Origin of the sequence: Vibrio campbellii CAIM 519 = NBRC 15631 = ATCC 25920 (assembly GCF_002163755.1) — a bacterium.
In the GTDB taxonomy this organism is placed as follows: domain Bacteria; phylum Pseudomonadota; class Gammaproteobacteria; order Enterobacterales; family Vibrionaceae; genus Vibrio; species Vibrio campbellii.
Genome location: NZ_CP015863.1, coordinates 669262 through 696083 on the forward strand (window position 1 = coordinate 669262; position 26822 = coordinate 696083).

Genomic DNA, 26822 nt, shown 5'->3' on the forward strand with positions numbered 1-26822 from the left:
GCGTGTTAAATTGGATTCGTTCTGGCGCACCTTGGATTTGGCTAACCGGGGGAGCAGTAAGCATCAGTCTGCTTTCTGTCCTCGGTTTATTGCTTTTGATTGGCTGGAAGGGGCTGACTTACTTCTGGCCTGCGCCACTTTATCAATGGAATGTTGCTGCGCTGACTCCGGTGCAGGGCGAGGTGCTGCATGAAAACTCGATTCTGGTTGGTCAGGTTTACGAGCGTAGTTTTGTGCCAAGAAGTTACCTACCAGAAGAAGCGGCGAATAAACTCGCGGATGACGAAGAATTTGCGACACGTTTGAACATCAAAATTGCCAACCGTGAGTTGTATCCAGCTGACTTTATCTCGGTTCTGAAAATGCAGTTGGATGAGCCGACGACACCCGGTGAATGGGCGGTGATTGAACGCAGCAGCGGTGGCTACTTCTTCGGTAAGTTTGTTGCTTTTCAAGATGGCGAAACGCGCTATGAAAACAACATTCCAGCGCTTTTGGACCAGAAGCTCGATGATGCAGAAACCTTGCACCATGAAATTGATATGCTGGTGGATGATCAAGTAAAAGACTTAGGTTGGAAGCTAGAACAGCTTCGCTTAGACAAGCGCAAGCATGAGCTTAATGACACCATCACTGAAGAGTTTTTGGCAAATAACAGCCAACGCAAAGCAGAAATTGAAGCAGAGTTAGCCAAGCTAGACATGCAACTTGACGGGTTGCGCCTAGGCTTCTCTGATTATGCTCTCATTGTTGAAGACATGACTGGGACTCAAGTTTCGATTCCATTAGAAGACATTTTGGACTACTGGTACCCAAACCAAATGTCATTGCCTGAAAAGGTTGCCCATTGGGGGAAGCAGGTTTGGAAGTTCTTATCCGAAGACCCTCGTGAGTCGAACTCAGAAGGTGGTGTTTTCCCAGCGATTTTCGGTACGGTTTTCTTGGTAATCATCATGTCGATCATCGTGATGCCATTAGGTGTGGTTGCGGCGATCTATTTGCATGAATACGCCAAGAATAATGCTCTAACTCGGGTGATCCGTATTGCCGTGATTAACCTTGCAGGTGTTCCTTCTATCGTTTACGGCGTATTTGGTTTGGGCTTCTTTGTTTATACCATTGGTGCCTCAATCGATAACCTGTTTTATGCCGAGCGATTACCCGCTCCAACCTTTGGTACGCCGGGCTTGTTGTGGTCTGCATTGACGCTAGCGGTCTTGACTCTACCAGTGGTGATTGTTACCACGGAAGAAGGTTTAACCCGCATTCCAAGCTCTGTTCGTCATGGTTCGCTAGCCTTGGGGGCAACACAGTTTGAAACGCTTTGGCGAGTGGTTTTGCCTATGGCAACCCCTGCGATAATCACTGGTTTGATTCTCGCAATTGCTCGCGCTGCGGGTGAGGTAGCACCCTTGATGCTGGTGGGGGTCGTGAAGTTAGCTTCGAGCTTGCCGGTGGATGGGCAATTCCCTTACGTGCATTTAGACAGAAAGTTTATGCACCTAGGCTTCCACATTTATGATGTTGGATTCCAGACCTCGAATATCGAGGCTGCGCGTCCGTTGGTTTACGCGACTTCCTTCTTACTCGTGACGGTTATTGTCGGACTAAACTTAACAGCAATCAGTATTCGTAATAATCTGCGAGAGAAATACCGAACTTTAGGACAAGATTAAGCATGTTTAACTTTGATAATACATTGGGTTATGAGCCGCCATTGGATGTGCACAACCTGACGGATGAACAAACGGCTATCTCGATCGAGAACCTTAATCTTTTCTATGTTCAGGCTCAGGCGCTGCATGATATCTCCATGCGTATCCCGAAAGGGCGCGTAACCGCATTCATCGGACCGTCAGGTTGTGGTAAATCCACATTGCTGCGCTGTATCAACCGCATGAACGATTTAGTCGAAGGTTGTAAGGTGACGGGGCAAGTACGTTTGCACGGTAAGAATGTGTACAACCCAAGTGTGGATGTGGCAACACTGCGCCGCCGAGTAGGTATGGTGTTTCAGCGCCCAAACCCATTCCCCAAGTCGATTTACGAAAACGTGGTTTACGGTCTTCGTTTACAAGGTGTGAAGAACAGTCGCATGTTGGACGATGCGGTCGAGCGTTCATTGCGTTCTGCGGCATTATGGGACGAAGTAAAAGATCGTCTACATGAAAATGCATTCGGACTTTCTGGAGGCCAGCAGCAGCGTTTGGTGATTGCTCGCGCCGTCGCGATTGAACCTGAAGTACTATTATTGGATGAACCAACATCGGCTTTGGATCCAATCTCAACTTTAACTATTGAAGAGCTTATCAACGAGCTCAAGACTCAATATACTGTGGTTATTGTTACTCATAACATGCAACAAGCGGCGCGCGTCAGTGACCACACGGCATTCATTCATATGGGTAAACTGATTGAATACTCGGATGCGGATTCGATCTTCACCTCTCCAATGAAGAAACAAACCGAAGATTACATTACCGGTCGTTACGGCTAAGCCGCGACCTTTCAAGGATTAAAGGAAAGCCATGCACTTTGGACGTCACATCTCAGGACAATTTAACGTAGAGCTAGAATCGATTCGTACCCATGTACTCACCATGGGAGGCTTGGTAGAACAGCAGTTGTCGTATGCTATTCAAGCCTTGCACAAAGAAGACATCGAACTAGCGCGTAAAGTTGTGCGTGATGATCACAAAGTTAATGCGATGGAAGTGTCGATTGATGACGCTTGTACTCGCATCATCGCTAAGCGTCAGCCTACGGCAAAAGACTTACGCTTAATCATGGCGATCATTAAGACCATCACAGATCTTGAGCGCATTGGTGATGTTGCAACGCGTATTGCCTATGTGGCGATTGAAAGCCCGTCATCGCAAGAGCGTCAATTCCAAGTCTCATTAGAGCCTTTATGTCGTCAAGCGATCCAAATGCTGCACCAAGTGCTCGATGCGTTTGCGCGTATGGACGTAGAAGCAGCGGCAGAAGTACACAAGCTTGATGATAAGTTGGATGCGGAATACGAAGCGGTGATTCGTCAGTTGATGACTTACATGATGGAAGATCCGAAAAACATTCCACATATTCTGCAAGTGATGTGGTCAGCGCGTGCCATTGAACGCGTAGGTGATCGATGCCAGAACATTTGTGAATACATTATCTACTTCGTGAAAGGGAAAGATGTACGCCACCTTGGCGATCAAAGCATTGATGACGTACTCAAATAACCCCAAGTAAGGTGGTGGAACAGGTCTTTTACCATCGTACATCTCTAGTATTTATCAGGAACGAAGGTTTGATCGTCTATGGGTGCTCGGACGTAGCCTTCCTTATTCAGCTCTGGCAATTCGATAACTGGATGCTCAAGTTCTTCGTATTCGACTTGACTGAGCAGATGGCTGATACAATTCAAACGTGCTTTCTTTTTATCATCAGAAGGCACTACCCACCAAGGGCAGTTTTTTGTATCTGTGTAAGCAAACATTTTGTCTTTTGCTTGTGAATATTCCGCCCAGCGATTACGTGACTCTAAATCCATCGGGCTGAACTTCCAGCGTTTGATAGGGGTATTGATGCGTTCCAGAAAGCGCTTTTCTTGCTCTTCATCGGAGACTGAAAACCAATACTTAATTAAGATAATGCCAGAGCGTTGCAGCATGCGTTCAAACTCAGGGCAAGAGCGGAGAAACTCCTCATATTGCTCTGGGGTACAAAAGCCCATGACTTTCTCGACGCCAGCACGGTTGTACCAACTGCGGTCAAACAGCACGATTTCTCCAGCAGCAGGCAGATGTGCCACGTAGCGCTGGAAGTACCATTGTGTTTTCTCTTTCTCTGTTGGGGCGGGAAGGGCTGCGATACGGCAGACACGAGGGTTGAGTTTTTCAGTGATGCGTTTGATGGTGCCACCTTTGCCAGCAGCGTCGCGTCCTTCAAACAGTACCACGACTTTAAGCCCTTTGTGTTTGACCCACTTTTGGAGCTTAACCAACTCAATTTGCAGCTGTTCTAGTGCTTCTTCGTATTCCTTTTTCTTTAGTTTCGCCATGTTTCCTCCTGTCCTTAGTTATCAATATGTTAGCACTCAATAACAAAAGACGGGATTTGAAAGCGCTTAATTGAGAGCTGTTACCATGTTCGCGATAGCATCGGTGTTGGTGACAGGAATCGAAAAATCATCCACATCGGCAGCGCCCATTTTGCTTTGCTCGGCAATAAAGGTCATGTGACTTGGGCGAGTTGTCTTGCCAGATAAATGCACTTCGGCGACTTTCGCTTGCTTAATCAATTGACCAACATTGTCTGCATTCACCCCGGCGCCTGCCATGATCGCAATGCGTCCTTGAGCTTGTTCAACTAAGGCTTTAAGCACATCGATCCCTTGCGGTGCAGAAGGTGCAAGGCCGGAAGTCAAAATACGCTCACAGCCTAAGCTGATCACTTCTTCTAACGCTTTTTCAGCGTCACGACACTGATCAAAGGCACGATGGAAGGTCACGCCTAAGCCAAGCGCTTGAGCATATTCACACAGTGCAGTTGCGTAAGGCATATGAATGTTGCCGTCTTGAGTGAGCACGCCGAGCACGACACCGTTCAAGCCTGCTTGCTTGGCAGCTTCAATATCCCAGCGCATCATTTCGATTTCTTCCTCACTGTAGAAGAAGTCACCTTGGCGCGGGCGAATCATCGCGTAAACCGGAATAGTAGAGCGTTTAGCGGCTTGCTGCATAAAGCCATAGCTTGGCGTTAAGCCACCTAAAGCAAGTGAAGAGCAGAGTTCGATGCGGGTTGCACCACCGGCAATCGCGTTGTGGAGAGATTCAATGTTATCAATACAGACTTCAAGTTGAGTGTTCACGAGGTTGTCCTGAATTATTGTAATTACAGCAAATACTAGCAGGACGAAAGGGGAGAATCTGTACTGAGATCGAAGGAAATAGAGGTAAACTTTTTGCGCGATGCTTGCCTCTTTTGCTTTTCAAAACCGCAGATAAAAAGAAAGCCCAGAGCGAACTCTGGGCTTTTTTATGACTTTACTTAGACTGATTGGCGTTTGCGGTTTTTCCGCTATAGCTTTTTGCTTTATATACATCCAACCAACACGCCCGTTGAGCTTGGGCGGCAGTGTCTATTACTTGCTTAGGTCGTCTGCGTGCTCAGATAGGAACGCTGCAACACCTTTTGGAGATGCGTCCATACCTGCTTTACCTTCTTCCCATTGTGCAGGACATACTTCGCCGTGCTTCTGGTGGAAGTTTAGTGCATCAACCATGCGTAGCATTTCGTCGATGTTACGACCTAGTGGTAGATCGTTAACTACTTGGTGACGTACAAGACCGTCTTCGTCGATTAGGAAAGAACCACGGAAAGCAACGCCTGCTTCTGGGTGCTCTACATCGTACGCTTTGCAGATTTCGTGCTTAACGTCAGCAACTAGAGGGTATTTAACTTGACCGATACCGCCATCTTCGATAGCAGTGTTACGCCATGCGTTGTGAGAGAACTGAGAATCGATAGAAACACCGATTACTTCAACACCTTTAGCTTGGAAATCAGCTAGACGGTTGTCGAATGCGATTAGCTCAGATGGGCAAACGAAAGTGAAATCTAGTGGGTAGAAAAATACTACTGCTTTCTTACCTTTAGTGAATTCTGCAAAGTTGAAGTTTTCAACGATTTCACCGTTACCTAGAACAGCTGCTGCAGTAAAGTCAGGGGCTTGACGACCTACTAGTACCATTTTTTTGCTCCTAAAAAATTTGGTTTGATCCAAACCTATATTCAGTTATTTAGGTTTGGTCCTTGTTTGTGCGAGACAAACTATAGTACAGATTGTAGTATTGAAAAAAGCGAAATAAATAGATTGAGTTCATCGAAAAAAGCGATAACAACGAAACTATTATCTCGATCACTGGAACAGCAATAGATACAAATAGAATTATGAATAAATGGCCTAGCTTGAAGCAGTTACACTATTTGGTCACTCTGCATGAAACTCGACATTTTAGTGATGCTGCTGAGCGTTGTTTTGTCAGTCAATCTACCTTGAGTAAAGGCATCCAAAACCTTGAAGAGTTGATTGGTTGTCCACTTTACGAAAAGAAAGATAAGAAAAGCCCATTGGTTTTCACTCAAGCGGGTGAAATGGTCGTGCAGCAAGGTCGTGAACTGCTCGCTAAAGGGCAAGATCTTGTTGAACTTGGTCGTCTATGCCAAGGCGATGATATGGAAGGGCAGCTAAAAGTAGGTTGTATTCCGACCATTGCTCCATTCTTATTGTGCGAGCTTGTCCAAGAGGTAAACTACCGCTTCCCTCAATTAAATCTTCTATTAAGAGAAGACACGACGACCAACTTGCTTCAAGCACTTCGCCACGGTGAATTGGACGTATTGATTCTTGCTCTGCCTGTAGAGATAGAAGGAATGGAAAGCCGAGTAGTGGGACAAGACCCATTCCGCATGGTGATCAGTGCCAATCAAGCGGATTCCGTACCAGTGCCGATCCGTTATGCAGATTTGCCAGATGAATCCGTCTTCTTATTAGAGAAAGAACACTGCCTTACTGAGCACGCGGTTTCAGCGTGTAAGTTGACGGACAAAGAGAAGATCAACCCATTCACCGCAACCAGTCTTCATACCTTAGTACAGATGGTTGCTAATGGTTTAGGTACTACATTTATCCCGCAAATGGCGATTGATCATGGTTTGCTACACAACCAGAACTTGGTGGTGATCGACCCTCCAGGTCAGCAAGCGTATCGCGATATTGGTTTGGTTTGGCGTCCAAGCTCGTCAAGATCAAACACTTTCAATCAATTGGCAGAAGTCGTCTCTGAACTGCTTTAGCTATTAGTATTAGCCTGCGACTCCCGATCAAACATCAAAAAGCGCACTAGAAATAGTGCGATTTTTAGCATTTTATTCTGCGCGTGAACTTTAACTTGTAAAATTTTACAGATGAACTTTCATGAAGCTTTCATAAAATAGTGAAATTTCACAATGTTAATTTTACACAACTGCCTGTGTAACGCGTTTAAGTCGTGTTTAATTTCCTCTTCCTAGCCCTTGTGAATACAAGGGTTTTTCTTCTGCCTTACTATTCATACACTTGTTTGAATTCAAAAATAACCTGTAAAATTTATGTAATTTAATTACGTAATAACTTGCAAATTGAACGCAAAAATCAAACACTTGTTTGATACCGAATAAAACTTTGAATTTAACGTTTTGTTTACTTGAGGGGTTTCGCTTAAACCTTTGTTGGGTTAGCTTAATTAAAGGCTTGTAAGACTTATGTCTAGATTGAAAAAGCAATTTAGGTTGCGCAAGGTATAGACATAACGAAGCGAAGTGAACACCAAATCGAAGGATGTAATTTGTTGTTCATAACTTACAAATGTAGCTTTAGGCTGACTGCCCAAGATGGATAAAGCACGTTAAGGATGAATGATTATGCTTGCTCAGACAGAACAAAAAACACAACAACTAAAGCAAACCCAATGCATGCTTGAGGTGAATGGAGTCGTTGCTCCTGAACATCAAGCAATTTTCCCTGTTGAAGCCCAAACCTTTTTATCTCTACTGTGTGAAAAATTTGCCGGACGTGTTGAGCAGTTGCTGGAAGCACGAGAGGAGAAGCAAGCACGTATCGACGCAGGTGAACTGCCAGACTTTCTACCAGAGACACAAGACATTCGTGAAGGAAGCTGGAAGATCCTTGGAATCCCGCAAGATCTGCAAGATCGCCGAGTGGAGATTACGGGACCGACTGATCGCAAGATGGTGATTAACGCACTGAATGCGAATGTAAAAGTGTTCATGGCCGACTTCGAAGATTCGATGTCCCCTGTGTGGAGTAAAGTTCTAGATGGTCAAATCAACCTGCGCGACGCTGTTAATGGCACCATCAGCTACACCAACCCTGGCAATGGTAAACACTATCAGCTGGCAGAAGACCCTGCGGTGTTGATCTGCCGTGTTCGCGGACTGCATCTAAAAGAAAAACACGTAACGTGGCACGGTCAGATCATTCCAGGTGCGCTATTCGATTTCGCTCTGTACTTCTACAACAACTACAAAGCGCTACTGAAAAAGGGAAGCGGTCCTTACTTCTACATTCCAAAACTGCAATCGCATCATGAAGCGAAGTGGTGGAGCGAAGTGTTCCATTTCACCGAAGAATATTTCGGTTTGGATACTGGCACCATCAAAGCGACTGTACTGATTGAAACCTTACCAGCCGTATTCGAAATGGATGAGATTCTGTTTTCTCTGAAAGAGCACATCGTTGGTTTGAACTGCGGTCGCTGGGATTACATCTTTAGCTACATCAAAACACTGAAAAACCACCCAGATCGCGTACTTCCGGATCGCCAAGTGGTGACCATGGATAAGCCATTCCTCAACGCTTACTCAAGATTGTTGGTGCGAACTTGTCATAAACGTGGCGCATTTGCGATGGGCGGCATGGCAGCCTTTATTCCGGCTAAAGACCCACAAGAAAACCAAAAAGTGCTGGATAAGATCCACAACGATAAATCACTAGAAGCCAACAACGGTCATGACGGCACTTGGGTTGCTCACCCTGGTTTGGCAGACACCGCAATGGAAGTGTTCAGTGCCACACTGGGGCAGCGCACTAACCAATTGGATGTGAGCCGCTCAGAAGACGCACCAATCACCGCCGCAGAGCTGCTTGAACCGTGCGAGGGTGAACGCTCAGAAGAAGGTATGCGCCACAACATCCGCGTTGCGCTGCAATACATCGAAGCGTGGATCTCTGGCAATGGTTGTGTGCCGATTTACGGACTGATGGAAGACGCAGCAACGGCTGAAATCTCACGCGCTTCTATCTGGCAATGGATTCAACACGGCAAGGCGCTCGACAACGGATTGAAGGTCACTAAAGAGCTGTTCGAACTCTACCTGAAAGAAGAGATTGAAGTTGTGAAGCAAGAAATTGGCGAGCAGCGCTACCAAGCCGGTCGATTTGAAGAAGCGGCAGACTTGATGGCTAGGCTCACAACAAGCGATGAACTGACCAACTTTTTAACCATTCCAGGTTACGACTACTTGGATTAACCCAAAGATTTAGAACACTCCATTTATTTAACTAATACATGTTTATTTAACCAATACGTGAAGGATTCGAGGCAGATAAGGATGTACTGCCTGAGAACGGAAAACTCAACGCACATGCACAAGTGCACATTATAAGAGGGATAGACCAATGACTAACTTAACTCGCCGCCAACAAATTGAAGCTCTGGAAAAAGATTGGGCAACCAACCCACGCTGGAAAAATGTAAAGCGTACTTACACAGCAGAAGAAGTAGTAGAACTGCGTGGCTCTATGGTACCTGCGAACACAATCGCACAACGTGGTGCTGACAAACTTTGGTCACTGGTCAACGGTAGTTCAAAGAAAGGCTACGTAAACTGTCTTGGTGCACTAACGGGTGGTCAAGCCGTACAGCAAGCGAAAGCGGGTATTGAAGCGATTTACCTATCAGGTTGGCAGGTAGCAGCGGATAACAACACCGCGTCGACGATGTACCCAGACCAATCTCTGTACCCAGTAGATTCGGTACCGTCGGTAGTAAAACGCATCAACAACTCATTCCGTCGTGCAGACCAAATTCAGTGGTCAGCAGGTAAGTCACCAGAAGACGAAGGCGGTATTGATTACTTCCTACCAATCGTAGCGGATGCGGAAGCAGGCTTTGGTGGGGTATTGAACGCTTACGAGCTAATGAAATCGATGATCGACGCAGGTGCGGCAGGTGTTCACTTTGAAGACCAACTGGCATCAGTGAAGAAGTGTGGCCACATGGGCGGTAAAGTACTGGTTCCAACTCAAGAAGCGGTGCAAAAACTGGTAGCGGCTCGCCTTGCAGCAGACGTTGCAGGCACGACAACGCTGGTAATTGCGCGTACCGATGCAAACGCAGCAGACCTACTAACGTCTGATTGTGACCCATACGATAAAGACTTTATTCAAGGAGAGCGTACGCCAGAGGGCTTCTACCGTGTACGTGCAGGTATCGACCAAGCTATCTCTCGTGGCCTAGCTTACGCGCCATATGCGGATCTAATCTGGTGTGAGACAGCAACGCCATGTCTAGAAGAAGCACGCAAGTTTGCAGAAGCAATTCATGCAGAGTACCCAGACCAACTGTTGGCATACAACTGCTCGCCTTCATTCAACTGGGAGAAGAACCTAGACGCAGAAACCATTGCTAAGTTCCAACAAGAACTGGCTAACATGGGCTACAAGTACCAGTTCATTACGCTAGCAGGTATCCACAACATGTGGTTCAACATGTTCGAATTGGCACACGCTTACGCTCAAGGCGAAGGTATGCGTCATTATGTTGAGAAGGTTCAACGTCCTGAGTTTGAAGCGGCAGAAAAAGGTTACACGTTCGTAGCGCACCAACAAGAAGTTGGTACGGGTTACTTCGATAGAATGACCAACACAATTCAAGGCGGTAACTCGTCAGTGACAGCACTGACAGGTTCTACTGAAGAAGACCAATTCTAATCAGCATTGAGTCCACAATTACTACGTTAGTAGTGACATCTTTGAGCGGCGATTGAGCCGCTCTTTTTTTGTCTACGATTCGAGAAAAACGTAGTGGCGTATTAATCCGCTTCGATTTCTTCCGGCTCGGTCTCTTCTTGTAATTCCAGCAAGTTAATTGCAATGGTTACAAAATCGGTATCGGTAATGATGCCGACCAAGTGACCTTTATTGACCACTGGCAAACAGCCGACTTTGTGCTTTTGCATATAGATTGCGCTTTCCTTTAAGCCTGCTCTTGGTTCGGCAGTCATGATGTTGGTGTGCATCATTTGGTAAAGCGGAGTATCGAGGGTAAAAGATTGTTCAGCCTCATCTGGGTGCAAGCAGGATTCTTGTGCAGCAAGAATATCGCGTTGAGTCACCAAGCCTTTTAAGTGTTTATTGGCATCAACAACCGGAATATGTCGAATATCAAGCACTTCCATCATGCTTTTTGCGTCACGTAATGTGTGCTCACGCAGCAAAGTATGAGGGTTGCGAGTCATCATGTCTTCAACCTTGATCATAGAGACCTCCAGCGGCATTGTCCTTCTCTTAAATATAGAGAATATTTTGCTGCATATCTGGGAGCTAACTCGTTTTTCACTAATAAAATAAACGATTAGATGGAGATCAATCAGAGGTGAAATGGACTGGTGTTTTCTATAATTCCAGCTACTCGTTCGGGGTGAGTCTAGGATGTAAGCGCTATCATAAATAACCAAAGCTAAGGCGTTTAAACCTTAGCTTTGGTTACTCTTAACGTTGCTTAAAATGCACACAGATAAGACCATAAGCTTTCGCATCGACACAGCGACCGATGTAGCTTTTATCGGGCAGGTTGACGGCACATAAGCGAGGGACCTGTTTTAGGTAACAGGCATCTTGCAACACTTTGAGTCGATCATTGCTGGAACTTGCGATTGCTCCAGATGAAAACGCGAGTACGGCAGCACTCAGCGCTAGAGTTAACATCTTCATACTTACCTCAATAAATGTCTAAAGAGCAAATGCTCACTTTCAATATAGTCTATAGCACTTGCTATTGATGAGTTTGTTTTTAGCTAAGGGGGGCAAGAGATCGTTGAGTTAGTCTTGGCTATATTTCTGACTGACCGAGTTAAATGCGTCGCACAAATTTGGACATTAAACTCCGCTACTCTTCTTATGTATGTCTATTCTGCATCTTTCACGTTTTATTACACTCTTAGTGAAAGCTTTTACAGTCAATCTAAGGGGATTTGCTTGCTATTGCAGCATGTAAACATATACTAGTCTGCTGCGAAAAACTCGTCGCAATTTTATCGTCGTCTTTGACGTGATTTGACCAATAGATAAGACAAGTAACATGCAAGTATCAGATTTCCATTTCGACCTTCCAGATGAACTCATCGCTCGCTACCCTCAACCAGAGCGTACCGCTAGCCGACTGCTGCAAATGGACGGCAATACTGGTGAACTTATTGATGGCACGTTTACCGATGTGCTGGAGCAAGTTCAAGCCGGTGACCTAGTGGTTTTCAACAATACTCGCGTTATTCCTGCGCGTTTGTTTGGTCGCAAAGAGTCAGGCGGCAAGCTAGAAGTGCTGGTGGAGCGTATGCTCGATGAGAAAAGCATCCTGGCACACGTTCGTTGCTCTAAATCGCCAAAACCAGGCACAACGATCTTGGTTGGTGAAAACGATGAATACTCAGCGCAAATGGTCGCTCGTCATGATGCACTGTTTGAACTGAAATTTAACTCTGATAAGACGGTACTCGAGATTCTGGAAGAAATTGGTCACATGCCACTTCCTCCATACATCGACCGCCCAGATGAAGACGCGGATAAAGAGCGTTACCAAACGGTTTATAACCAAAAGCCAGGTGCGGTTGCAGCACCGACGGCGGGTCTTCACTTTGATGATGATCTGCTTGAGAAAATCAAAGCGAAAGGCGCTGAGTTTGCGTACGTTACTCTGCACGTAGGTGCAGGTACGTTCCAGCCAGTTAAAGTGGATGACATCAACGATCACCATATGCACGCAGAATACGTAGAAGTTCCGCAAGACGTAGTGGATGCGATTAACGCAACCAAAGCGCGTGGCGGTCGTATCGTCGCTGTGGGTACTACGTCAGTGCGTTCACTAGAAAGTGCAGCGCAAGACGCGTTGAAGAAAGGGACAGGATTGGTTCCATTCTTTGGCGATACTGAAATCTTTATCTACCCTGGTTACGAGTACCAGCTGGTGGATTGCTTGATCACCAACTTCCACTTACCAGAATCAACGTTAATTATGTTGGTGAGCGCGTTTGCTGGTTACGAGAACACCATGAATGCTTACAAGCACGCGGTGGAAAATAAATACCGTTTCTTCTCGTACGGTGACTCAATGTTTATTAAAAAGAAGACAGCATAACCCCCTCCCAGTCCTCCCTTGTTACGGGGTAGGTTAGGAAGGGTTAGAAAGCTAACGATTTACGAGTGCTAGCAGTAGGCTAGGAAACAGAGCAGAACCTCTGCTTTGTCTCTCGCACGGAAAGCGACCGCTCCTTAAAGTGGGGGAAACCCCAAGATACATAGTCAGACTGTTTCTCTGACACTCGGAGGCATCGTGAAATTATCATTCGATCTTAAAAAGAAAAATGGCAATGCGCGTCGAGGTCAATTGACCTTCGAACGTGGCACTGTTCAAACTCCAGCATTCATGCCAGTAGGTACTTACGGTACGGTTAAAGGCATGACTCCGGAAGAAGTAAAAGGCACGGGTGCAGAAATCCTGCTAGGCAACACTTTCCACCTATGGTTACGTCCTGGTCAAGAAGTGATGAAAATGCACGGTGACCTGCACGACTTCATGAACTGGCACGGTCCTATTCTTACTGATTCAGGCGGTTTCCAAGTATTCAGCCTAGGTAAAATGCGTAAGATCACTGAGAAAGGTGTTCACTTCCGTAGCCCTGTAAACGGCGACAAGATTTTCATGGACGCTGAAAAGTCGATGGAAATCCAAAAAGACCTTGGTTCTGACATCGTAATGATCTTCGACGAGTGTACGCCATACCCAGCGACACACAACGAAGCGAAAAAATCGATGGAAATGTCACTACGTTGGGCACAACGCTCACGTGACCACTTCGATAAGCTAGAAAACCCGAACAACCTATTTGGTATCGTTCAAGGTGGTGTTTACGAAGATCTGCGTGATGTGTCTATCAAAGGCCTGACGGAAATCGGTTTTGATGGTTACGCGGTTGGTGGTCTTGCAGTAGGCGAACCGAAAGAAGACATGCACCGTATCCTTGAGCACACGTGTCCACAGCTTCCAGAAGACAAGCCTCGTTACCTAATGGGCGTAGGCAAACCGGAAGATTTGGTTGAAGGTGTTCGTCGTGGTATCGACATGTTTGACTGTGTAATGCCAACGCGTAACGCGCGTAATGGTCACCTATTTGTGACTGGTGGTGTGATCAAGATCCGTAATGCGAAACATAAAACGGATACAACTCCGCTAGATCCGCACTGTGACTGTTACACTTGTCAGCACTACAGCAAATCGTACCTTCACCACCTAGAGCGTTGTAACGAAATCCTAGGTGCTCGCCTGAACACTATCCATAACCTACGCTACTACCAGCGTCTGATGGAAAGCATTCGTAAGGCGATTGATGAAGATCGTTTCGATGAGTTCGTTACTGAGTTCTATGAGCGTCGTGGTCGTGAAGTACCACCACTAGCAAAAGAGCAGTAATTAACAGATTAAAAGAATTAAAGCCTTTGGCATGTTGCCAGAGGCTTTTGCTAATAAAGTAGGCTAACGTACGTTATTTTTGAGAAGGTGATCTCTATTACTTAATCTCAAACTTGAATCTAAATTACGAAAGCCCAACTTGTTGGATTATCAATAAAATATAATGAGGATGTTTTAATGTTTATTTCTCAAGCTCACGCAGCAGCAGAAGGCGCACCAGCAGGCGGCGGTTTTGAAATGCTAATCATGCTAGGCATGTTTGCGGTGATCTTCTACTTCATGATCTACCGCCCACAATCTAAGCGTGTTAAAGAACACAAGAACCTAATGTCTTCTATGGGCAAAGGCGATGAAGTTCTAACAAGCGGCGGCCTAGTGGGTAAAATCACTAAGATTGCTGAAGACAACGATTTCATTTCAATTGAGCTAAACGCAAACAATGAAGTTGTAATCAAGAAAGACTTCGTAACTGCAGTGCTACCAAAAGGTACGCTGAAGTCTCTATAAAACAGCTAAAGGATCCTCGCTGTGCTAAACCGTTATCCATTATGGAAGTACTTGATGGTATTTTTTGCCATCATCACCGCTGCGTTATACGCACTTCCAAATATCTACGGTGAAGATCCGGCTATTCAAGTTACAGGGGCGCGTGGCGCCTCTGTAGATATGTCAACGCTGGATGCTGTCACCAAAGCTCTTGATAAAGAGCATCTCTCTCATAAATCCATTGCTCTCGAGAATGGATCAATCCTTGTTCGTTTCAATGACACTGACACTCAAATCAGTGCCCGCGATATCATCAGCGAAGCGCTTGGCAAAGATAAAATTGTTGCACTAAACCTTGCTCCATCTACGCCAGATTGGCTAGAAGCAATCGGTGCGTCGCCACTTAAGCTGGGTCTTGACCTACGTGGTGGTGTTCACTTCCTAATGGAAGTTGACATGGACGCGGCGATGGAGAAGCTGGTTGGTCAGCAAGAAGAAGCTTTCCGTAGCGAACTTCGTGAAGCTAAGATTCGTTACCGTGCAATCCGTCCTTCTGGTACAGAAGGTGTGGAAGTATTGCTACGTAATGAGGAGCAGCTAGCGGAAGCGAAAGCAACGCTAGAAAAGAATCACCCAGACATGAACTTTGTCGACTCAGATTCTAATGGCCGTTACGAGTTGATTGCCACCTTTACCGAGCAACGTCTACAAGAGATACGTAACTACGCAGTTGAACAAAACATCACGATTCTTCGTAACCGTGTTAACGAACTGGGTGTTGCTGAGCCACTGGTTCAACGTCAAGGTGCTAGCCGCATCGTAGTTGAGCTGCCTGGTGTTCAAGACACCGCTCGTGCGAAGGAAATTCTAGGTGCTACGGCAACACTAGAGTTCCGCGAAGTTGACGATAAAGCTGACCTATCAGCGGCGGCAAATGGCCGTGCGCCAGCAGGTAGCGAAATCAAGATGGACCGTGATGGTCGCCCAGTTGTGCTTAAGAAGCGCGTTATTCTTGGTGGTCAAAGTATCACGGATGCAAGTTCAAGTGTTGATGAATACGGTCGCCCACAAGTTAACATCTCGCTAGATAGCGAAGGTGGTAACAAGATGTCTGCGTTCTCTAAGAAGAACATCGGTAAGCTAATGGCTACCGTGTTTGCAGAATACAAAGACAGTGGCCGTCGTACGCCAGAAGGCAAAGTTATCCTTGATAAGCACGAAGAAGTCATCAACCAAGCAACGATTCAATCGGCTCTTGGTCGTAACTTCCGTATCACTGGTATCGACTCTGCAGCAGAAGCGCACAACTTAGCACTTCTACTACGTGCTGGTGCTCTAATCGCACCGATCTCTATCGTTGAAGAACGTACCATTGGTCCATCAATGGGTCAGCAAAACATCGATATGGGTATCCAAGCATGTATCTGGGGTATGGTTGCGGTAATGCTGTTTACGCTGCTTTACTACCGTGGCTTCGGTCTAATTGCTAACATTGCGTTGATGGCAAACTTGGTTCTTATCATTGGTGTTATGTCGATGATTCCGGGTGCTACCATGACGCTGCCTGGTATTGCCGGTATCGTATTAACCGTCGGTATGGCGGTCGATGCGAACGTGCTGATATTCGAGCGTATCCGTGAAGAGCTTCGAGATGGACGCAGTCCTCAGCAAGCGATTCACCAAGGTTACGCAAACGCATTCAGTACTATTGCCGATGCGAACATCACAACGCTTATCACTGCGATCATTCTATTTGCAGTGGGTACAGGTGCGGTGAAAGGCTTCGCAGTAACACTATCTATCGGTATCTTAACTTCAATGTTCACCGCTATTGTAGGTACACGTTGTATCGTGAACCTGATTTACGGTGGCAAACGCGTTGATAAATTGTCGATCTAAGGCTGGGAATTAATATGTTTCAAATTCTAAAAGCAGAAGGCACGATCGGCTTTATGCGTTGGTCGAAAGTCGCGTTCGTATTCTCTATCTTTATGATCGCTGCCTCTATCTTCACGCTATCAACCAAATGGTTGAACTGGGGTCTAGACTTTACTGGTGGTACGCTCATTGAGGTAGGTTTTCAACAACCTGCAAACCTTGAAGAGATTCGTGCAGCGCTAGATTCAAAAGGTTTCGGTGATGCGACAGTACAAAACTTTGGTAGTGCTCGTGAAGTGATGGTTCGTCTTCGTCCACGTGACGACGTTTCAGGTGAAACGCTAGGCAACCAAATCATTGGTGCGATCAAAGAAGGTACGGGTGAAAGCGTAGAAATGCGTCGTATCGAGTTTGTAGGTCCAAACGTTGGTGATGAGCTGACAGAAGCGGGTGGTCTAGCGATTCTTGTATCGTTGATCTGTATCCTGATCTACGTATCAATGCGATTTGAATGGCGTCTAGCGGCTGGTGCGGTATTGGCACTAGCACACGATATCATCATCACGCTGGGTGTGTTCTCGTTCCTGCAAATCGAAGTTGACCTTACCATCGTAGCGGCGCTACTAACGGTAGTCGGTTACTCGCTCAACGATACCATCGTTGTATTCGACCGGATTCGTGAAAACTTCCGTAAGATGCGTAAGGGCGAACCTTCAGACATCATGGATGCATCAATCACTCAAACATTGAGCCGTACATTGATTACGTCGGGTACAACCTTGTTCGTAGTCATTGCCCTGTTCATGCAAGGTGGTGCGATGATTCACGGCTTCGCAACCGCACTTCTACTTGGTATCACGGTAGGTACTTACTCTTCTATCTACGTAGCATCAGCACTAGCGCTGAAACTGGGCATCCAGAAAGAGCACTTGATGCCACCTCAAGTAGAAAAAGAAGGTGCAGAGTTCGACGAGATGCCATAAGGCAGATTGAGAACCGAAAACAAAAACCGCTGAGCAGTCAGCGGTTTTTTTATGCCTGAAGAAACTTGCTTAAGTGGCGTTTGAACTGGCTAGTGAATTTCAGATATAAAAAAGCCCCGCTCAATGAGCGGGGCTATTCAAAAGTCATCAGCGTGACGGGCTTAGTATGACTTGAGAATCTTACTTAAGGAGCGCGCTGTTGCCGTTTTCGCGAACGTGCTTAAGGATAGATTTCACGCCACGAGCGCTAGAAGCAACAATGTTACCAGACTTCATGTACTCAGTACCGCCAGCGAAGTCAGTTAGGATTGCGCCAGCTTCACGAGCGATAAGCTCACCAGCAGCCATTTGCCAAGGTTTTAGGCCTAGCTCAAAGTAACCATCTACACGACCAGCAGCCACGTAACATAGGTCAAGAGCAGAACAACCGCTACGACGGAAGTCAGCACACTCAGTGAATAGAGAGCCTACGATCTTGATATAAGACTCAGAGTGTTGCTTCTGTTTGAATGGGAAACCAGTCGCTAAAACAGTACCGTGTAGGTCTTTAAGTTGAGTAACACGGATACGAGCGTTGTTTAGCTGAGCGCCAGCACCACGTTGTGCAGTGAATAGCTCGTTTTGCATTGGATCGTATACACAAGCCACTTCAGTTTTACCTTTGAAGCGAACCGCGATAGATACTGCGAAAGTAGGGTAACCTTTTACAAAGTTATTAGTGCCATCCATTGGGTCGATGATCCATTGTACGTCTTTATCTTTACCTTCGATAAGACCAGCTTCTTCAGCAACGATGCAGTGCTCTGGGTAAGAGTGCTTGATAGTATCGATGATGATAGCTTCTGCTTCTTTGTCTACATTAGTAACAAAGTCATTAGTGCCTTTTAGCGTAGATTCAATTTTATCTGTGTTTTCTAATGATTTAGCAATGTGATTGCCTGCCTTTCGCGCAGCGCGAATAGCAATATTTAGCATTGGATGCATACGAATTTCCCAACGGATGTTAAAGAACAATTTAAAGCGGCGGCGAGTATACCAGAGTCAAAGCAAAAGGGAAGTGGTTATTTTTTGCTCGTTAGAGAAAGGCGTTGTGATAGCTCTCTCGATAGAGAGGAAAACAATTGATGAGAATGCGAATAGAACCCCGCTTCGCTCTAGGGTGTATTAGAAAATTATGATAATATCCCTCGGTTTTAATTCAGGTAGCAAACACAGATGTTGGATCAAGTAAAAATCGTACTCGTCGGGACTTCTCATTCAGGCAACATTGGCTCGGCTGCACGAGCAATGAAAGTCATGGGTTTAAGCCAACTTGTATTGGTGGATCCGCAATGTGAAGTGGATGACCAAACTCTTGCTCTTGCCGCTGGTGCTGGTGATATTGCTCAAAACGCAACAGTCGTAAGCACGCTAGAGGAAGCCATTGAAGACTGCGGTCTTGTCGTCGGTTCAAGTGCTCGTTCACGCACACTTGAATGGCCAATGCTTGAGCCACGCGAATGTGGTGAGAAATTTGCTGTTGAAGGCCAAAAACACCCTGTTGCATTAGTCTTTGGCCGTGAGAGAACTGGCCTAACTAATGACGAACTGCAGAAGTGTCATTACCACGTTTGCATTCCTGCTAATCCTGAATACAGTTCACTTAACTTAGCGATGGCGGTACAAACGCTGAGCTATGAAGTTCGTGTTGCACACCTTAACCTAGAGCAAAGTCAATACGCGCCAAGTGAACCTGAAGAGTACCCACGCCATAAAGAGCTAGAAATGTTCTTTGAGCACCTTGAAAAGGTGATGATTGATACCCAATTTATCAACAGAGAGCAGCCAGGTCAGGTGATGAACAAACTACGTCGTTTGTACTCACGTGCACGACCAGAGGCGCAAGAATTGAATATTCTGCGTGGTGTTTTGACAGCGATCGAAAAGAAACTCTGAACAAATAATAACCACTTTAGGTGTAAGGATGAATACCTGACTAAAATAGTCAAATAAATACTTGACCGTTTTGGTCGGGTATGGAAAAATCCTAATCATTACAAACCATGTGGATACGGTGTGGTATGAAACTTACATCTAAAGGAAGATATGCGGTGACAGCCATGCTGGATGTGGCACTGCATTCGCAACAAAACCCAGTACCTCTTGCAGATATCTCAGAGCGTCAGGGTATCTCGCTCTCATACTTAGAGCAGCTTTTTTCAAAATTGCGTAAAGCAGGCCTTGTAGCCAGCGTTCGTGGTCCTGGTGGTGGTTACCGACTTGGTGCAGACGCGCACAGCATTGCCATTGGCACTGTGATTGCTGCGGTTGATGAGTCAGTAGACGCAACCAAATGCCAAGGTAAAGGCGATTGCCAAGGTGGCACTCGTTGCTTAACTCACACACTATGGCGTGATCTGAGCTCTCGTATTAGTGACTTCTTGAACAACATTACGCTCGGTGAGCTAATGACAGACAACGAAGTTTTAGAAATTTCTGACCGTCAGGACATTGATCTGGCGGTAACTAATGGGCTTTCAAACAAAAATACAACCGCCGCGCCCATCGGTGTAAACGTCCGCTCTTAGCGGTCAGCATTTTACATTGGAGTAGAGAATGAAACTGCCGATTTATCTTGATTATTCCGCTACATGTCCAGTAGATCCACGTGTTGCTGAAAAAATGGTTCAGTACATGACAATGGATGGCACATTTGGCAACCCAGCTTCGCGTTCGCACCGTTACGGCTGGCAGGCAGAAGAAGCTGTAGATACTGCTCGTGAGCAAATTGCTGACCTTATAAATGCAGATCCTCGCGAAATCGTATTTACATCTGGTGCGACAGAGTCTGACAACCTTGCTATTAAAGGTGCAGCACATTTTTACTCTAAAAAGGGTAAACACGTAATCACTTGTAAAACAGAGCACAAAGCGGTACTTGACCCATGTCGTCAACTAGAACGCGAAGGCTTTGAAGTGACTTACCTGGAGCCAGAATCAAACGGTCTTGTTGATCTAAACAAACTTCAAGCAGCAATGCGTGAAGACACTGTTCTAGTTTCAATCATGCACGTAAATAATGAGATTGGTGTCATTCAAGACATCACAGCAATTGGCGATCTATGTCGCGAACGTAAGATTGTGTTCCATGTGGATGCTGCACAGTCCGCGGGTAAACTGCCAATCGATGTGCAAGAAATGAAAGTTGACCTAATTTCATTCTCTGCGCACAAAGCATATGGCCCTAAAGGTATTGGCGCACTTTACGTACGTCGTAAGCCTCGTATCCGTCTTGAAGCGCAAATGCACGGTGGCGGTCATGAGCGTGGCTTCCGCTCAGGTACACTTCCAACTCACCAAATCGTGGGTATGGGTGAAGCGTTCCGCGTAGCAAAAGAAGACATGCAAAAAGATTACGATCACGCGCTAGCACTTCGTAACCGTCTTCTAGATGGCGTTAAAGATCTAGAAGCTGTAACGGTGAACGGTGACCTAGAGCAGCGTGTTCCGCACAACTTAAACGTGAGCTTTGCATTCGTAGAAGGCGAATCTCTACTGATGTCACTGAAAGACCTAGCAGTATCTTCTGGTAGTGCTTGTACATCAGCGAGCCTAGAGCCATCTTACGTTCTTCGCGCTCTTGGTCTAGACGACGAATTAGCACACAGCTCAGTACGTTTCTCATTTGGTCGTTTCACGACTGAAGCAGAAATTGATTACGCAATTGAACAAATCCGCGTTGCAGTGACTAAGCTACGCGACATGTCTCCTCTATGGGATATGTACAAGGAAGGGGTTGATCTGAGCACTGTTGAATGGGCTCACCATTAATCTCACGGACTGAATAGAGGATTCGAGGTAATTTATCATGGCATACAGCGAAAAAGTAATTGATCACTATGAGAACCCACGTAACGTTGGTTCGTTCGATAAAGAAGACCCATCAGTAGGCAGCGGCATGGTTGGCGCGCCAGCTTGTGGTGACGTAATGAAGCTTCAAATCAAAGTGACGCCAGAAGGCATCATTGAAGACGCGAAATTCAAAACATACGGTTGTGGTAGTGCAATCGCTTCAAGCTCACTGGTAACTGAGTGGGTAAAAGGCAAGTCTATCGATGAAGCGGCATCTATCAAAAACTCTGAGATTGCAGAAGAGCTAGAGCTTCCACCAGTGAAAGTTCACTGCTCAATCCTAGCGGAAGATGCAATCAAAGCAGCAGTTGCTGACTACAAGAAAAAACACCAGGAATAATTATTCCGTATATAATGGGAGCTCTTAAACGCTCCCATTCCAAACGTAATTTAGACAGACTAAGGTGCAGTATGGCCATCACAATGACAGAATCAGCGGCGAGTCGCGTAAAAGCATTCCTAGATAACCGAGGCAAAGGTATCGGTTTGCGTCTTGGAGTGAAGACGACAGGCTGTTCAGGCATGGCTTACGTTCTTGAGTTTGTGGATGATCTAAACGAAGAAGACGAAGTTTTTGAACTGTCTGAAGTGAAAATCATCATTGATAAGAAAAGCTTGGTATACCTAGACGGTACTGAGTTGGATTACGTTAAGGAAGGGTTGAATGAAGGTTTTGAATTCAACAACCCTAACGCAAAAAGTGAATGTGGTTGTGGTGAAAGCTTCAACGTCTAATTGACTGTCCTTCTGGGCAAACGAGTCCAGAAGGCTTTACTAGGACCCGAACTTAATGAATCACTTTGAATTATTTGGGCTACCAAGTCAGTTTCAGCTGGATGGTAGCCTTCTTTCTTCTCAGTTCCGAGAACTACAAAAACGCTTCCACCCTGACAATTTTGCGACTGCCTCTGAGCGCGACCGCTTGATGGCCGTCCAAAAAGCAGCGCAAATCAACGATGCGTATCAAGTACTTAAGCATCCTATCTCTCGCGCTGAATACATTCTGGCAGAAAACGGCACAGAAATTCGTGGTGAGCAACAAACCATGCAAGACCCGATGTTCTTAATGGAGCAAATGGAATTGCGTGAAGAACTGGAAGACATTGCTGACAGCTCTGATCCTGAATCAGCGCTTTTTGACTTCGATTCTAAGGTCAGCAAAATGTACAAACAGCATTTGGCGAGTGTAGAACAAGAACTTGATCAAGGTCTTTGGGCGGAAGCTGCAGACCGAGTTCGTAAACTCAAATTCATTGCCAAGCTAAAGAACGAAATTGAACTGGTTGAAGATAAACTCCTCGGCTAGTTAGCGCGACAAGGACCCATCATGGCACTACTTCAAATCGCAGAACCGGGCCAAAGCTCGGCACCTCATGAGCACAAGTTAGCAGCGGGTATCGACTTAGGTACCACCAACTCTTTGGTTGCATCTGTTCGCAGCGGCGACGCAAAAACACTGACAGATGACCAAGGTCGTAGCATTTTGCCGTCTGTGGTGAACTACGCACAAGATACGACGTTAGTTGGTTACGAGGCCAAAGCTAAAGCAGAGCAAGAACCAGAAAACACCGTTATTTCGGTAAAACGTCTAATTGGTCGTTCATTAAAAGACATTCAAGCTCGCTACCCATCTTTGCCTTACCAATTTAAAGAAAGCGACAACGGTCTGCCTATTCTGCAAACTGCGCAAGGTGACAAGAACCCGATTGAAGTGTCTGCTGACATTCTCAAATCACTAGGCAAACGTGCAGAAGAGACTCTAGGTGGCGAGTTAGCTGGTGTGGTTATTACTGTTCCTGCTTACTTTGATGATGCTCAACGTGCTGGTACAAAAGATGCGGCGAAATTGGCGGGTCTTCATGTATTGCGTCTGCTTAACGAGCCGACAGCTGCAGCAATCGCTTACGGTCTAGACTCTGGTCAAGAGGGCGTGATTGCGGTTTACGATCTAGGTGGTGGAACATTCGATATCTCTATCCTACGTTTGTCGAAAGGTGTATTTGAAGTATTAGCAACAGGCGGTGACTCTGCGCTAGGCGGTGATGATTTTGACCACCTATTGGCGGATTACCTCATGGAGCAGGCTGGTCTAGAAGCGCCGCTTTCTGCTGAGAAAAACCGTGCACTACTGAACATTGCAACGGCAACTAAGATTGCTTTTTCTGAGCAAGACTGCGTTGATGTTGATGTATTTGGCTGGAAAGGTGCAGTGACTCGCGAACAGTTCGAAGAGCTGATTCGTCCGCTAGTGAAGAAAACCCTAATGTCTTGCCGTCGTGCGCTGAAAGATGCGGATGTGGATGCGGAAGATGTACTTGAAGCGGTCATGGTTGGCGGTTCAACTCGCACATTGCTTGTTCGTGAAATGGTCGGTGAATTCTTCGGTCGTACACCACTGACAAGCATTAACCCAGATGAAGTTGTTGCAATCGGCGCAGGTATTCAAGCAGATATCTTGGCGGGCAATAAGCCTGACTCGGAAATGTTGCTTCTGGACGTTATTCCTTTGTCCCTTGGTATTGAAACCATGGGTGGTTTGGTTGAGAAGATCATTCCACGTAACACCACCATCCCTGTGGCTCGTGCACAAGAATTTACGACGTTCAAAGATGGTCAAACAGCAATGAGCGTTCACACCGTACAAGGTGAGCGTGAAATGGTGGATGACTGCCGCTCATTGGCTCGTTTCTCATTGAAAGGTATTCCACCAATGGCGGCAGGTGCTGCGCACATTCGCGTGACGTACCAAGTGGACGCTGATGGTCTACTGTCTGTCACCGCGATGGAAAAGAGCACGGGTGTTCAAGCTGAAATCCAAGTGAAACCTTCTTACGGCCTAAGCGATGATGAAGTCGCAAACATGCTTCGTGACTCGATGACTTACGCGAAAGAAGATATGCAGGCTCGTGCGTTGGCTGAACAGCGTGTAGAAGCGGATCGTGTGATTGAAGGCTTGATTGCGGCGATGCAAGCTGATGGTGATGAACTACTATCAGACCAAGAGAAACAAGACCTAGTTAAAGTGATTGAAGCGCTGATTGAACTGCGCAACGGCGAAGATGCCGACGCCATCGAGCAAGGCATCAAAGACACCGACAAAGCAAGCCAAGATTTTGCGTCGCGCCGTATGGATAAATCGATTCGAGCTGCACTGTCAGGTCAGTCAGTTAATGATATATAAGAGATAAGTAGTTATGCCTAAGATTATTGTACTACCACACGAAGATTTGTGCCCAGAGGGTGCAGTGTTGGAAGCAAACACTGGTGACACCGTTCTAGACGTTGCGCTAAAAAATGGCATTGGTATTGAACACGCATGTGAAAAGTCATGTGCATGTACGACTTGCCACGTGATCATTCGTGAAGGTTTTGATTCGCTAGAAGAGAGTGAAGAGCTAGAAGATGACATGCTAGATAAAGCATGGGGTCTTGAGCCTGAATCTCGTCTTGGTTGCCAAGCAAAAGTAGCGGATGAAGATTTGGTTGTTGAGATTCCAAAATACACGCTAAACCACGCGTCGGAAGATCACTAATACTATCTCCCCAATATAGGGGCGAAGCAAAAGGAAGACGAGCAATGAAATGGACAGATTCTCGCGATATCGCGATTGAGCTTTGTGACAAGTTTCCCGACTTAGATCCTAAAACCGTACGTTTTACCGATCTTCACCAATGGATCATGGAGTTGGATGAGTTTGACGATGAGCCAAACCATTGTAATGAAAAGATTCTAGAAGCGGTCATCTTATGTTGGATGGATGAAGCGGATTAATGCTCGATTCGGCGGTAAAACGCAGCAGAGTTAACAATTCTCACTAAAAAAAGCGGACCTTAAGGTCCGTTTTTTTATCAAGTTGACATTTTTACCCTACATAATGCTAACATCCGGTAGTTATTAAAAAAGAAGAGGCGTAGGCAACGCCGTTATAAGACAAGGAGAAACCATGTCTACACAGATGTCTGTATTTCTAAGCCAAGAACCAGCGGCACCACATTGGGGCGACAAAGCATTGCTTTCTTTCGCTGAGAATGGCACAACCATTCACCTAGGTGAAGGTCACGATCTTGGTGCGATTCAACGTGCAGCGCGTCAACTCGATGGCCAAGGAATTCGTTCAATTTTACTTGCTAGTGATAACTGGGATTTGGAGAGCATTTGGGCATTCCACCAAGGTTACCGCAACCCGAAAAAACACGGCACGCTAGAGTGGGTTGCGCTTTCTGAGCAAGACCAAGCAGAGCTGCATGCTCGTATCACTTCTACGGACTTTACTCGCGATATCATCAACAAAACAGCTGAAGAAGTGGCGCCACGTCAATTGGCAACCATGGCGGCTGAATTCATCAAATCAATCGCACCACAAGGCACAGTAACGGCTCGTATCGTTAAAGATAAAGATCTGCTTTCAGAAGGTTGGGAAGGCATTTATGCAGTGGGTCGCGGCTCTGAGCGCACATCAGCAATGCTGCAACTTGATTACAACCCAACAGGCGATGAAAACGCACCAGTGTTTGCGTGTCTAGTGGGTAAAGGCATCACCTTTGATTCAGGCGGTTACAGCCTTAAGCCATCAAACTTCATGACAGCAATGAAAGCGGATATGGGCGGTTCAGGTACGATTACCGGCGGTCTTGGTCTTGCTATTCTTCGCGGCCTTAACAAGCGTGTAAAACTGATCCTTTGCTGTGCAGAAAACATGGTTTCGGGTCGTGCACTTAAGCTTGGCGACATCATCACTTACAAAAATGGTAAGACAGTAGAAATCATGAACACTGACGCAGAAGGTCGTTTGGTTCTTGCTGATGGTCTTATCTACGCTAGTGAGCAAAACCCTGAGCTGATCATTGACTGTGCAACCCTTACGGGCGCAGCGAAGAATGCACTAGGTAATGACTACCATGCACTGATGAGCTTTGATGATGAGCTTTCTCATCAAGCGCTAACGGCGGCAAACCAAGAGAAAGAAGGTCTATGGCCACTGCCTCTTGCTGATTTCCACCGTGGCATGCTGCCATCAAACTTTGCTGACCTATCTAACATAAGTTCTGGTGATTACTCGCCAGGCGCAAGTACAGCGGCAGCATTCTTGTCTTACTTTGTTGAAGATTACAAGAAAGGCTGGTTGCACTTTGACTGTGCAGGCACGTACCGTAAGTCAGCGTCTGATAAATGGGCTGCTGGCGCGACAGGCATGGGTGTCCGCACACTTGCTCGTTTCCTGAACGAACAAGCCGCAAAATAACACTTTTACCAGTGCAGACCCCCTGTCTGTACTGGTATAACTTA

General features: G+C 46.1%; 27 protein-coding genes. 21 read left to right on the forward strand and 6 right to left on the reverse strand.

Annotation, left to right across the window (positions count from 1 at the left end; translation table 11 throughout):
• Positions 1–2: 2 nt before the first annotated feature.
• The 3 genes from pstA to phoU are packed head-to-tail and all read left to right on the forward strand — an operon-like array spanning position 3 to position 3227.
• Positions 3–1676 carry a phosphate ABC transporter permease PstA gene (pstA, locus tag A8140_RS03225; protein WP_005424815.1) on the forward strand — a complete coding sequence of 558 codons (1674 nt, stop codon included), beginning with the start codon at positions 3–5 and terminating at the stop codon, positions 1674–1676.
• A 2-nt stretch (positions 1677–1678) separates the two neighbouring features.
• Positions 1679–2497: a phosphate ABC transporter ATP-binding protein PstB gene (gene pstB, locus A8140_RS03230; protein WP_005534114.1), complete on the forward strand. Its 819-nt coding sequence runs from the start codon at positions 1679–1681 to the stop codon at positions 2495–2497.
• 31 nt (positions 2498–2528) lie between these two features.
• Positions 2529–3227, forward strand: coding sequence for a phosphate signaling complex protein PhoU (phoU, locus tag A8140_RS03235; protein ID WP_005424791.1), 699 nt, complete (start codon positions 2529–2531; stop codon positions 3225–3227).
• Between the two features lie 44 nt (positions 3228–3271).
• On the opposite strand, the gene ppk2 is transcribed toward phoU, so the two are convergent.
• The 3 genes from ppk2 to A8140_RS03250 all read right to left on the reverse strand — a co-directional run bounded on the left by ppk2 (position 3272) and on the right by A8140_RS03250 (position 5740).
• Positions 3272–4048 carry a polyphosphate kinase 2 gene (ppk2, locus tag A8140_RS03240; protein WP_005534115.1) on the reverse strand — a complete coding sequence of 259 codons (777 nt, stop codon included), beginning with the start codon at positions 4046–4048 and terminating at the stop codon, positions 3272–3274.
• Positions 4049–4114: 66 nt separating this feature from the next.
• Positions 4115–4858: a copper homeostasis protein CutC gene (locus A8140_RS03245; RefSeq protein WP_005534116.1), complete on the reverse strand. Its 744-nt coding sequence runs from the start codon at positions 4856–4858 to the stop codon at positions 4115–4117.
• A 273-nt stretch (positions 4859–5131) separates the two neighbouring features.
• Positions 5132–5740, reverse strand: coding sequence for a peroxiredoxin C (locus A8140_RS03250; RefSeq protein WP_005424820.1), 609 nt, complete (start codon positions 5738–5740; stop codon positions 5132–5134).
• Positions 5741–5940: 200 nt separating this feature from the next.
• Between A8140_RS03250 and A8140_RS03255 the strand changes: the two genes are divergently transcribed.
• From A8140_RS03255 to aceA, 3 genes are all read left to right on the forward strand, one after another.
• Positions 5941–6846 carry a hydrogen peroxide-inducible genes activator gene (locus A8140_RS03255; protein WP_005534117.1) on the forward strand — a complete coding sequence of 302 codons (906 nt, stop codon included), beginning with the start codon at positions 5941–5943 and terminating at the stop codon, positions 6844–6846.
• Between the two features lie 606 nt (positions 6847–7452).
• Entirely contained in the window at positions 7453–9081 is a 1629-nt protein-coding gene (gene aceB, locus A8140_RS03260) for a malate synthase A (RefSeq protein WP_005534119.1), read from the forward strand.
• A gap of 148 nt (positions 9082–9229) precedes the next feature.
• Complete coding sequence (aceA, locus tag A8140_RS03265; RefSeq protein ID WP_005424793.1) at positions 9230–10543, forward strand: isocitrate lyase; 1314 nt, start codon at positions 9230–9232, stop codon at positions 10541–10543.
• A gap of 101 nt (positions 10544–10644) precedes the next feature.
• Here the strand turns inward: aceA and A8140_RS03270 are convergent, their stop codons facing one another.
• Together A8140_RS03270 and A8140_RS03275 are read right to left on the reverse strand one after the other, a co-directional pair.
• Positions 10645–11091 carry a CBS domain-containing protein gene (locus tag A8140_RS03270; protein WP_086015985.1) on the reverse strand — a complete coding sequence of 149 codons (447 nt, stop codon included), beginning with the start codon at positions 11089–11091 and terminating at the stop codon, positions 10645–10647.
• A 232-nt stretch (positions 11092–11323) separates the two neighbouring features.
• A complete protein-coding gene (locus A8140_RS03275; protein ID WP_010648399.1) occupies positions 11324–11545 on the reverse strand; it encodes a hypothetical protein in 222 nt (73 codons plus the stop codon).
• A 367-nt stretch (positions 11546–11912) separates the two neighbouring features.
• On the opposite strand from A8140_RS03275, the gene queA reads away from it, so the two are divergent.
• From queA to secF, 5 genes are all read left to right on the forward strand, one after another.
• Positions 11913–12965 (forward strand): tRNA preQ1(34) S-adenosylmethionine ribosyltransferase-isomerase QueA, encoded by a 1053-nt coding sequence (gene queA, locus A8140_RS03280; RefSeq protein WP_038862944.1) that lies wholly within the window; start codon positions 11913–11915, stop codon positions 12963–12965.
• 195 nt (positions 12966–13160) lie between these two features.
• On the forward strand, positions 13161–14297 hold the full coding sequence (gene tgt, locus A8140_RS03285) for a tRNA guanosine(34) transglycosylase Tgt (RefSeq protein ID WP_005424899.1): 1137 nt from the start codon (positions 13161–13163) through the stop codon (positions 14295–14297).
• Between the two features lie 177 nt (positions 14298–14474).
• Entirely contained in the window at positions 14475–14804 is a 330-nt protein-coding gene (yajC, locus tag A8140_RS03290; RefSeq protein WP_005424903.1) for a preprotein translocase subunit YajC, read from the forward strand.
• A gap of 21 nt (positions 14805–14825) precedes the next feature.
• On the forward strand, positions 14826–16682 hold the full coding sequence (secD, locus tag A8140_RS03295; protein WP_005532599.1) for a protein translocase subunit SecD: 1857 nt from the start codon (positions 14826–14828) through the stop codon (positions 16680–16682).
• Positions 16683–16696: 14 nt separating this feature from the next.
• Complete coding sequence (gene secF / locus A8140_RS03300; protein WP_005532598.1) at positions 16697–17644, forward strand: protein translocase subunit SecF; 948 nt, start codon at positions 16697–16699, stop codon at positions 17642–17644.
• A gap of 180 nt (positions 17645–17824) precedes the next feature.
• Here secF and suhB read toward each other — a convergent pair whose 3' ends face one another.
• Entirely contained in the window at positions 17825–18628 is an 804-nt protein-coding gene (gene suhB / locus A8140_RS03305) for an inositol-1-monophosphatase (RefSeq protein WP_005532597.1), read from the reverse strand.
• Between the two features lie 231 nt (positions 18629–18859).
• Here suhB and trmJ point away from each other — a divergent pair, with 231 nt between their 5' ends.
• The 10 genes from trmJ (at position 18860) to pepB (ending at position 26778) form a co-directional block, all read left to right on the forward strand.
• Positions 18860–19579: a tRNA (cytosine(32)/uridine(32)-2'-O)-methyltransferase TrmJ gene (gene trmJ / locus A8140_RS03310; protein ID WP_005532596.1), complete on the forward strand. Its 720-nt coding sequence runs from the start codon at positions 18860–18862 to the stop codon at positions 19577–19579.
• Positions 19580–19704: 125 nt separating this feature from the next.
• Entirely contained in the window at positions 19705–20211 is a 507-nt protein-coding gene (gene iscR / locus A8140_RS03315; protein WP_005532595.1) for a Fe-S cluster assembly transcriptional regulator IscR, read from the forward strand.
• A 28-nt stretch (positions 20212–20239) separates the two neighbouring features.
• Positions 20240–21454 carry an IscS subfamily cysteine desulfurase gene (locus tag A8140_RS03320; RefSeq protein WP_005532593.1) on the forward strand — a complete coding sequence of 405 codons (1215 nt, stop codon included), beginning with the start codon at positions 20240–20242 and terminating at the stop codon, positions 21452–21454.
• 37 nt (positions 21455–21491) lie between these two features.
• A complete protein-coding gene (iscU, locus tag A8140_RS03325; protein WP_005424883.1) occupies positions 21492–21875 on the forward strand; it encodes a Fe-S cluster assembly scaffold IscU in 384 nt (127 codons plus the stop codon).
• A 71-nt stretch (positions 21876–21946) separates the two neighbouring features.
• Complete coding sequence (gene iscA / locus A8140_RS03330; protein WP_005440317.1) at positions 21947–22270, forward strand: iron-sulfur cluster assembly protein IscA; 324 nt, start codon at positions 21947–21949, stop codon at positions 22268–22270.
• Between the two features lie 55 nt (positions 22271–22325).
• On the forward strand, positions 22326–22841 hold the full coding sequence (hscB, locus tag A8140_RS03335) for a co-chaperone HscB (RefSeq protein ID WP_005424897.1): 516 nt from the start codon (positions 22326–22328) through the stop codon (positions 22839–22841).
• Between the two features lie 21 nt (positions 22842–22862).
• Positions 22863–24716, forward strand: a complete 1854-nt coding sequence (hscA, locus tag A8140_RS03340; protein ID WP_005532592.1) for a Fe-S protein assembly chaperone HscA — start codon at positions 22863–22865, stop codon at positions 24714–24716.
• Positions 24717–24729: 13 nt separating this feature from the next.
• On the forward strand, positions 24730–25068 hold the full coding sequence (gene fdx, locus A8140_RS03345; RefSeq protein ID WP_005424889.1) for an ISC system 2Fe-2S type ferredoxin: 339 nt from the start codon (positions 24730–24732) through the stop codon (positions 25066–25068).
• A gap of 44 nt (positions 25069–25112) precedes the next feature.
• Entirely contained in the window at positions 25113–25307 is a 195-nt protein-coding gene (gene iscX / locus A8140_RS03350; RefSeq protein ID WP_005424887.1) for a Fe-S cluster assembly protein IscX, read from the forward strand.
• Between the two features lie 172 nt (positions 25308–25479).
• Complete coding sequence (gene pepB / locus A8140_RS03355) at positions 25480–26778, forward strand: aminopeptidase PepB (protein ID WP_005532590.1); 1299 nt, start codon at positions 25480–25482, stop codon at positions 26776–26778.
• Positions 26779–26822 lie beyond the last annotated feature (44 nt).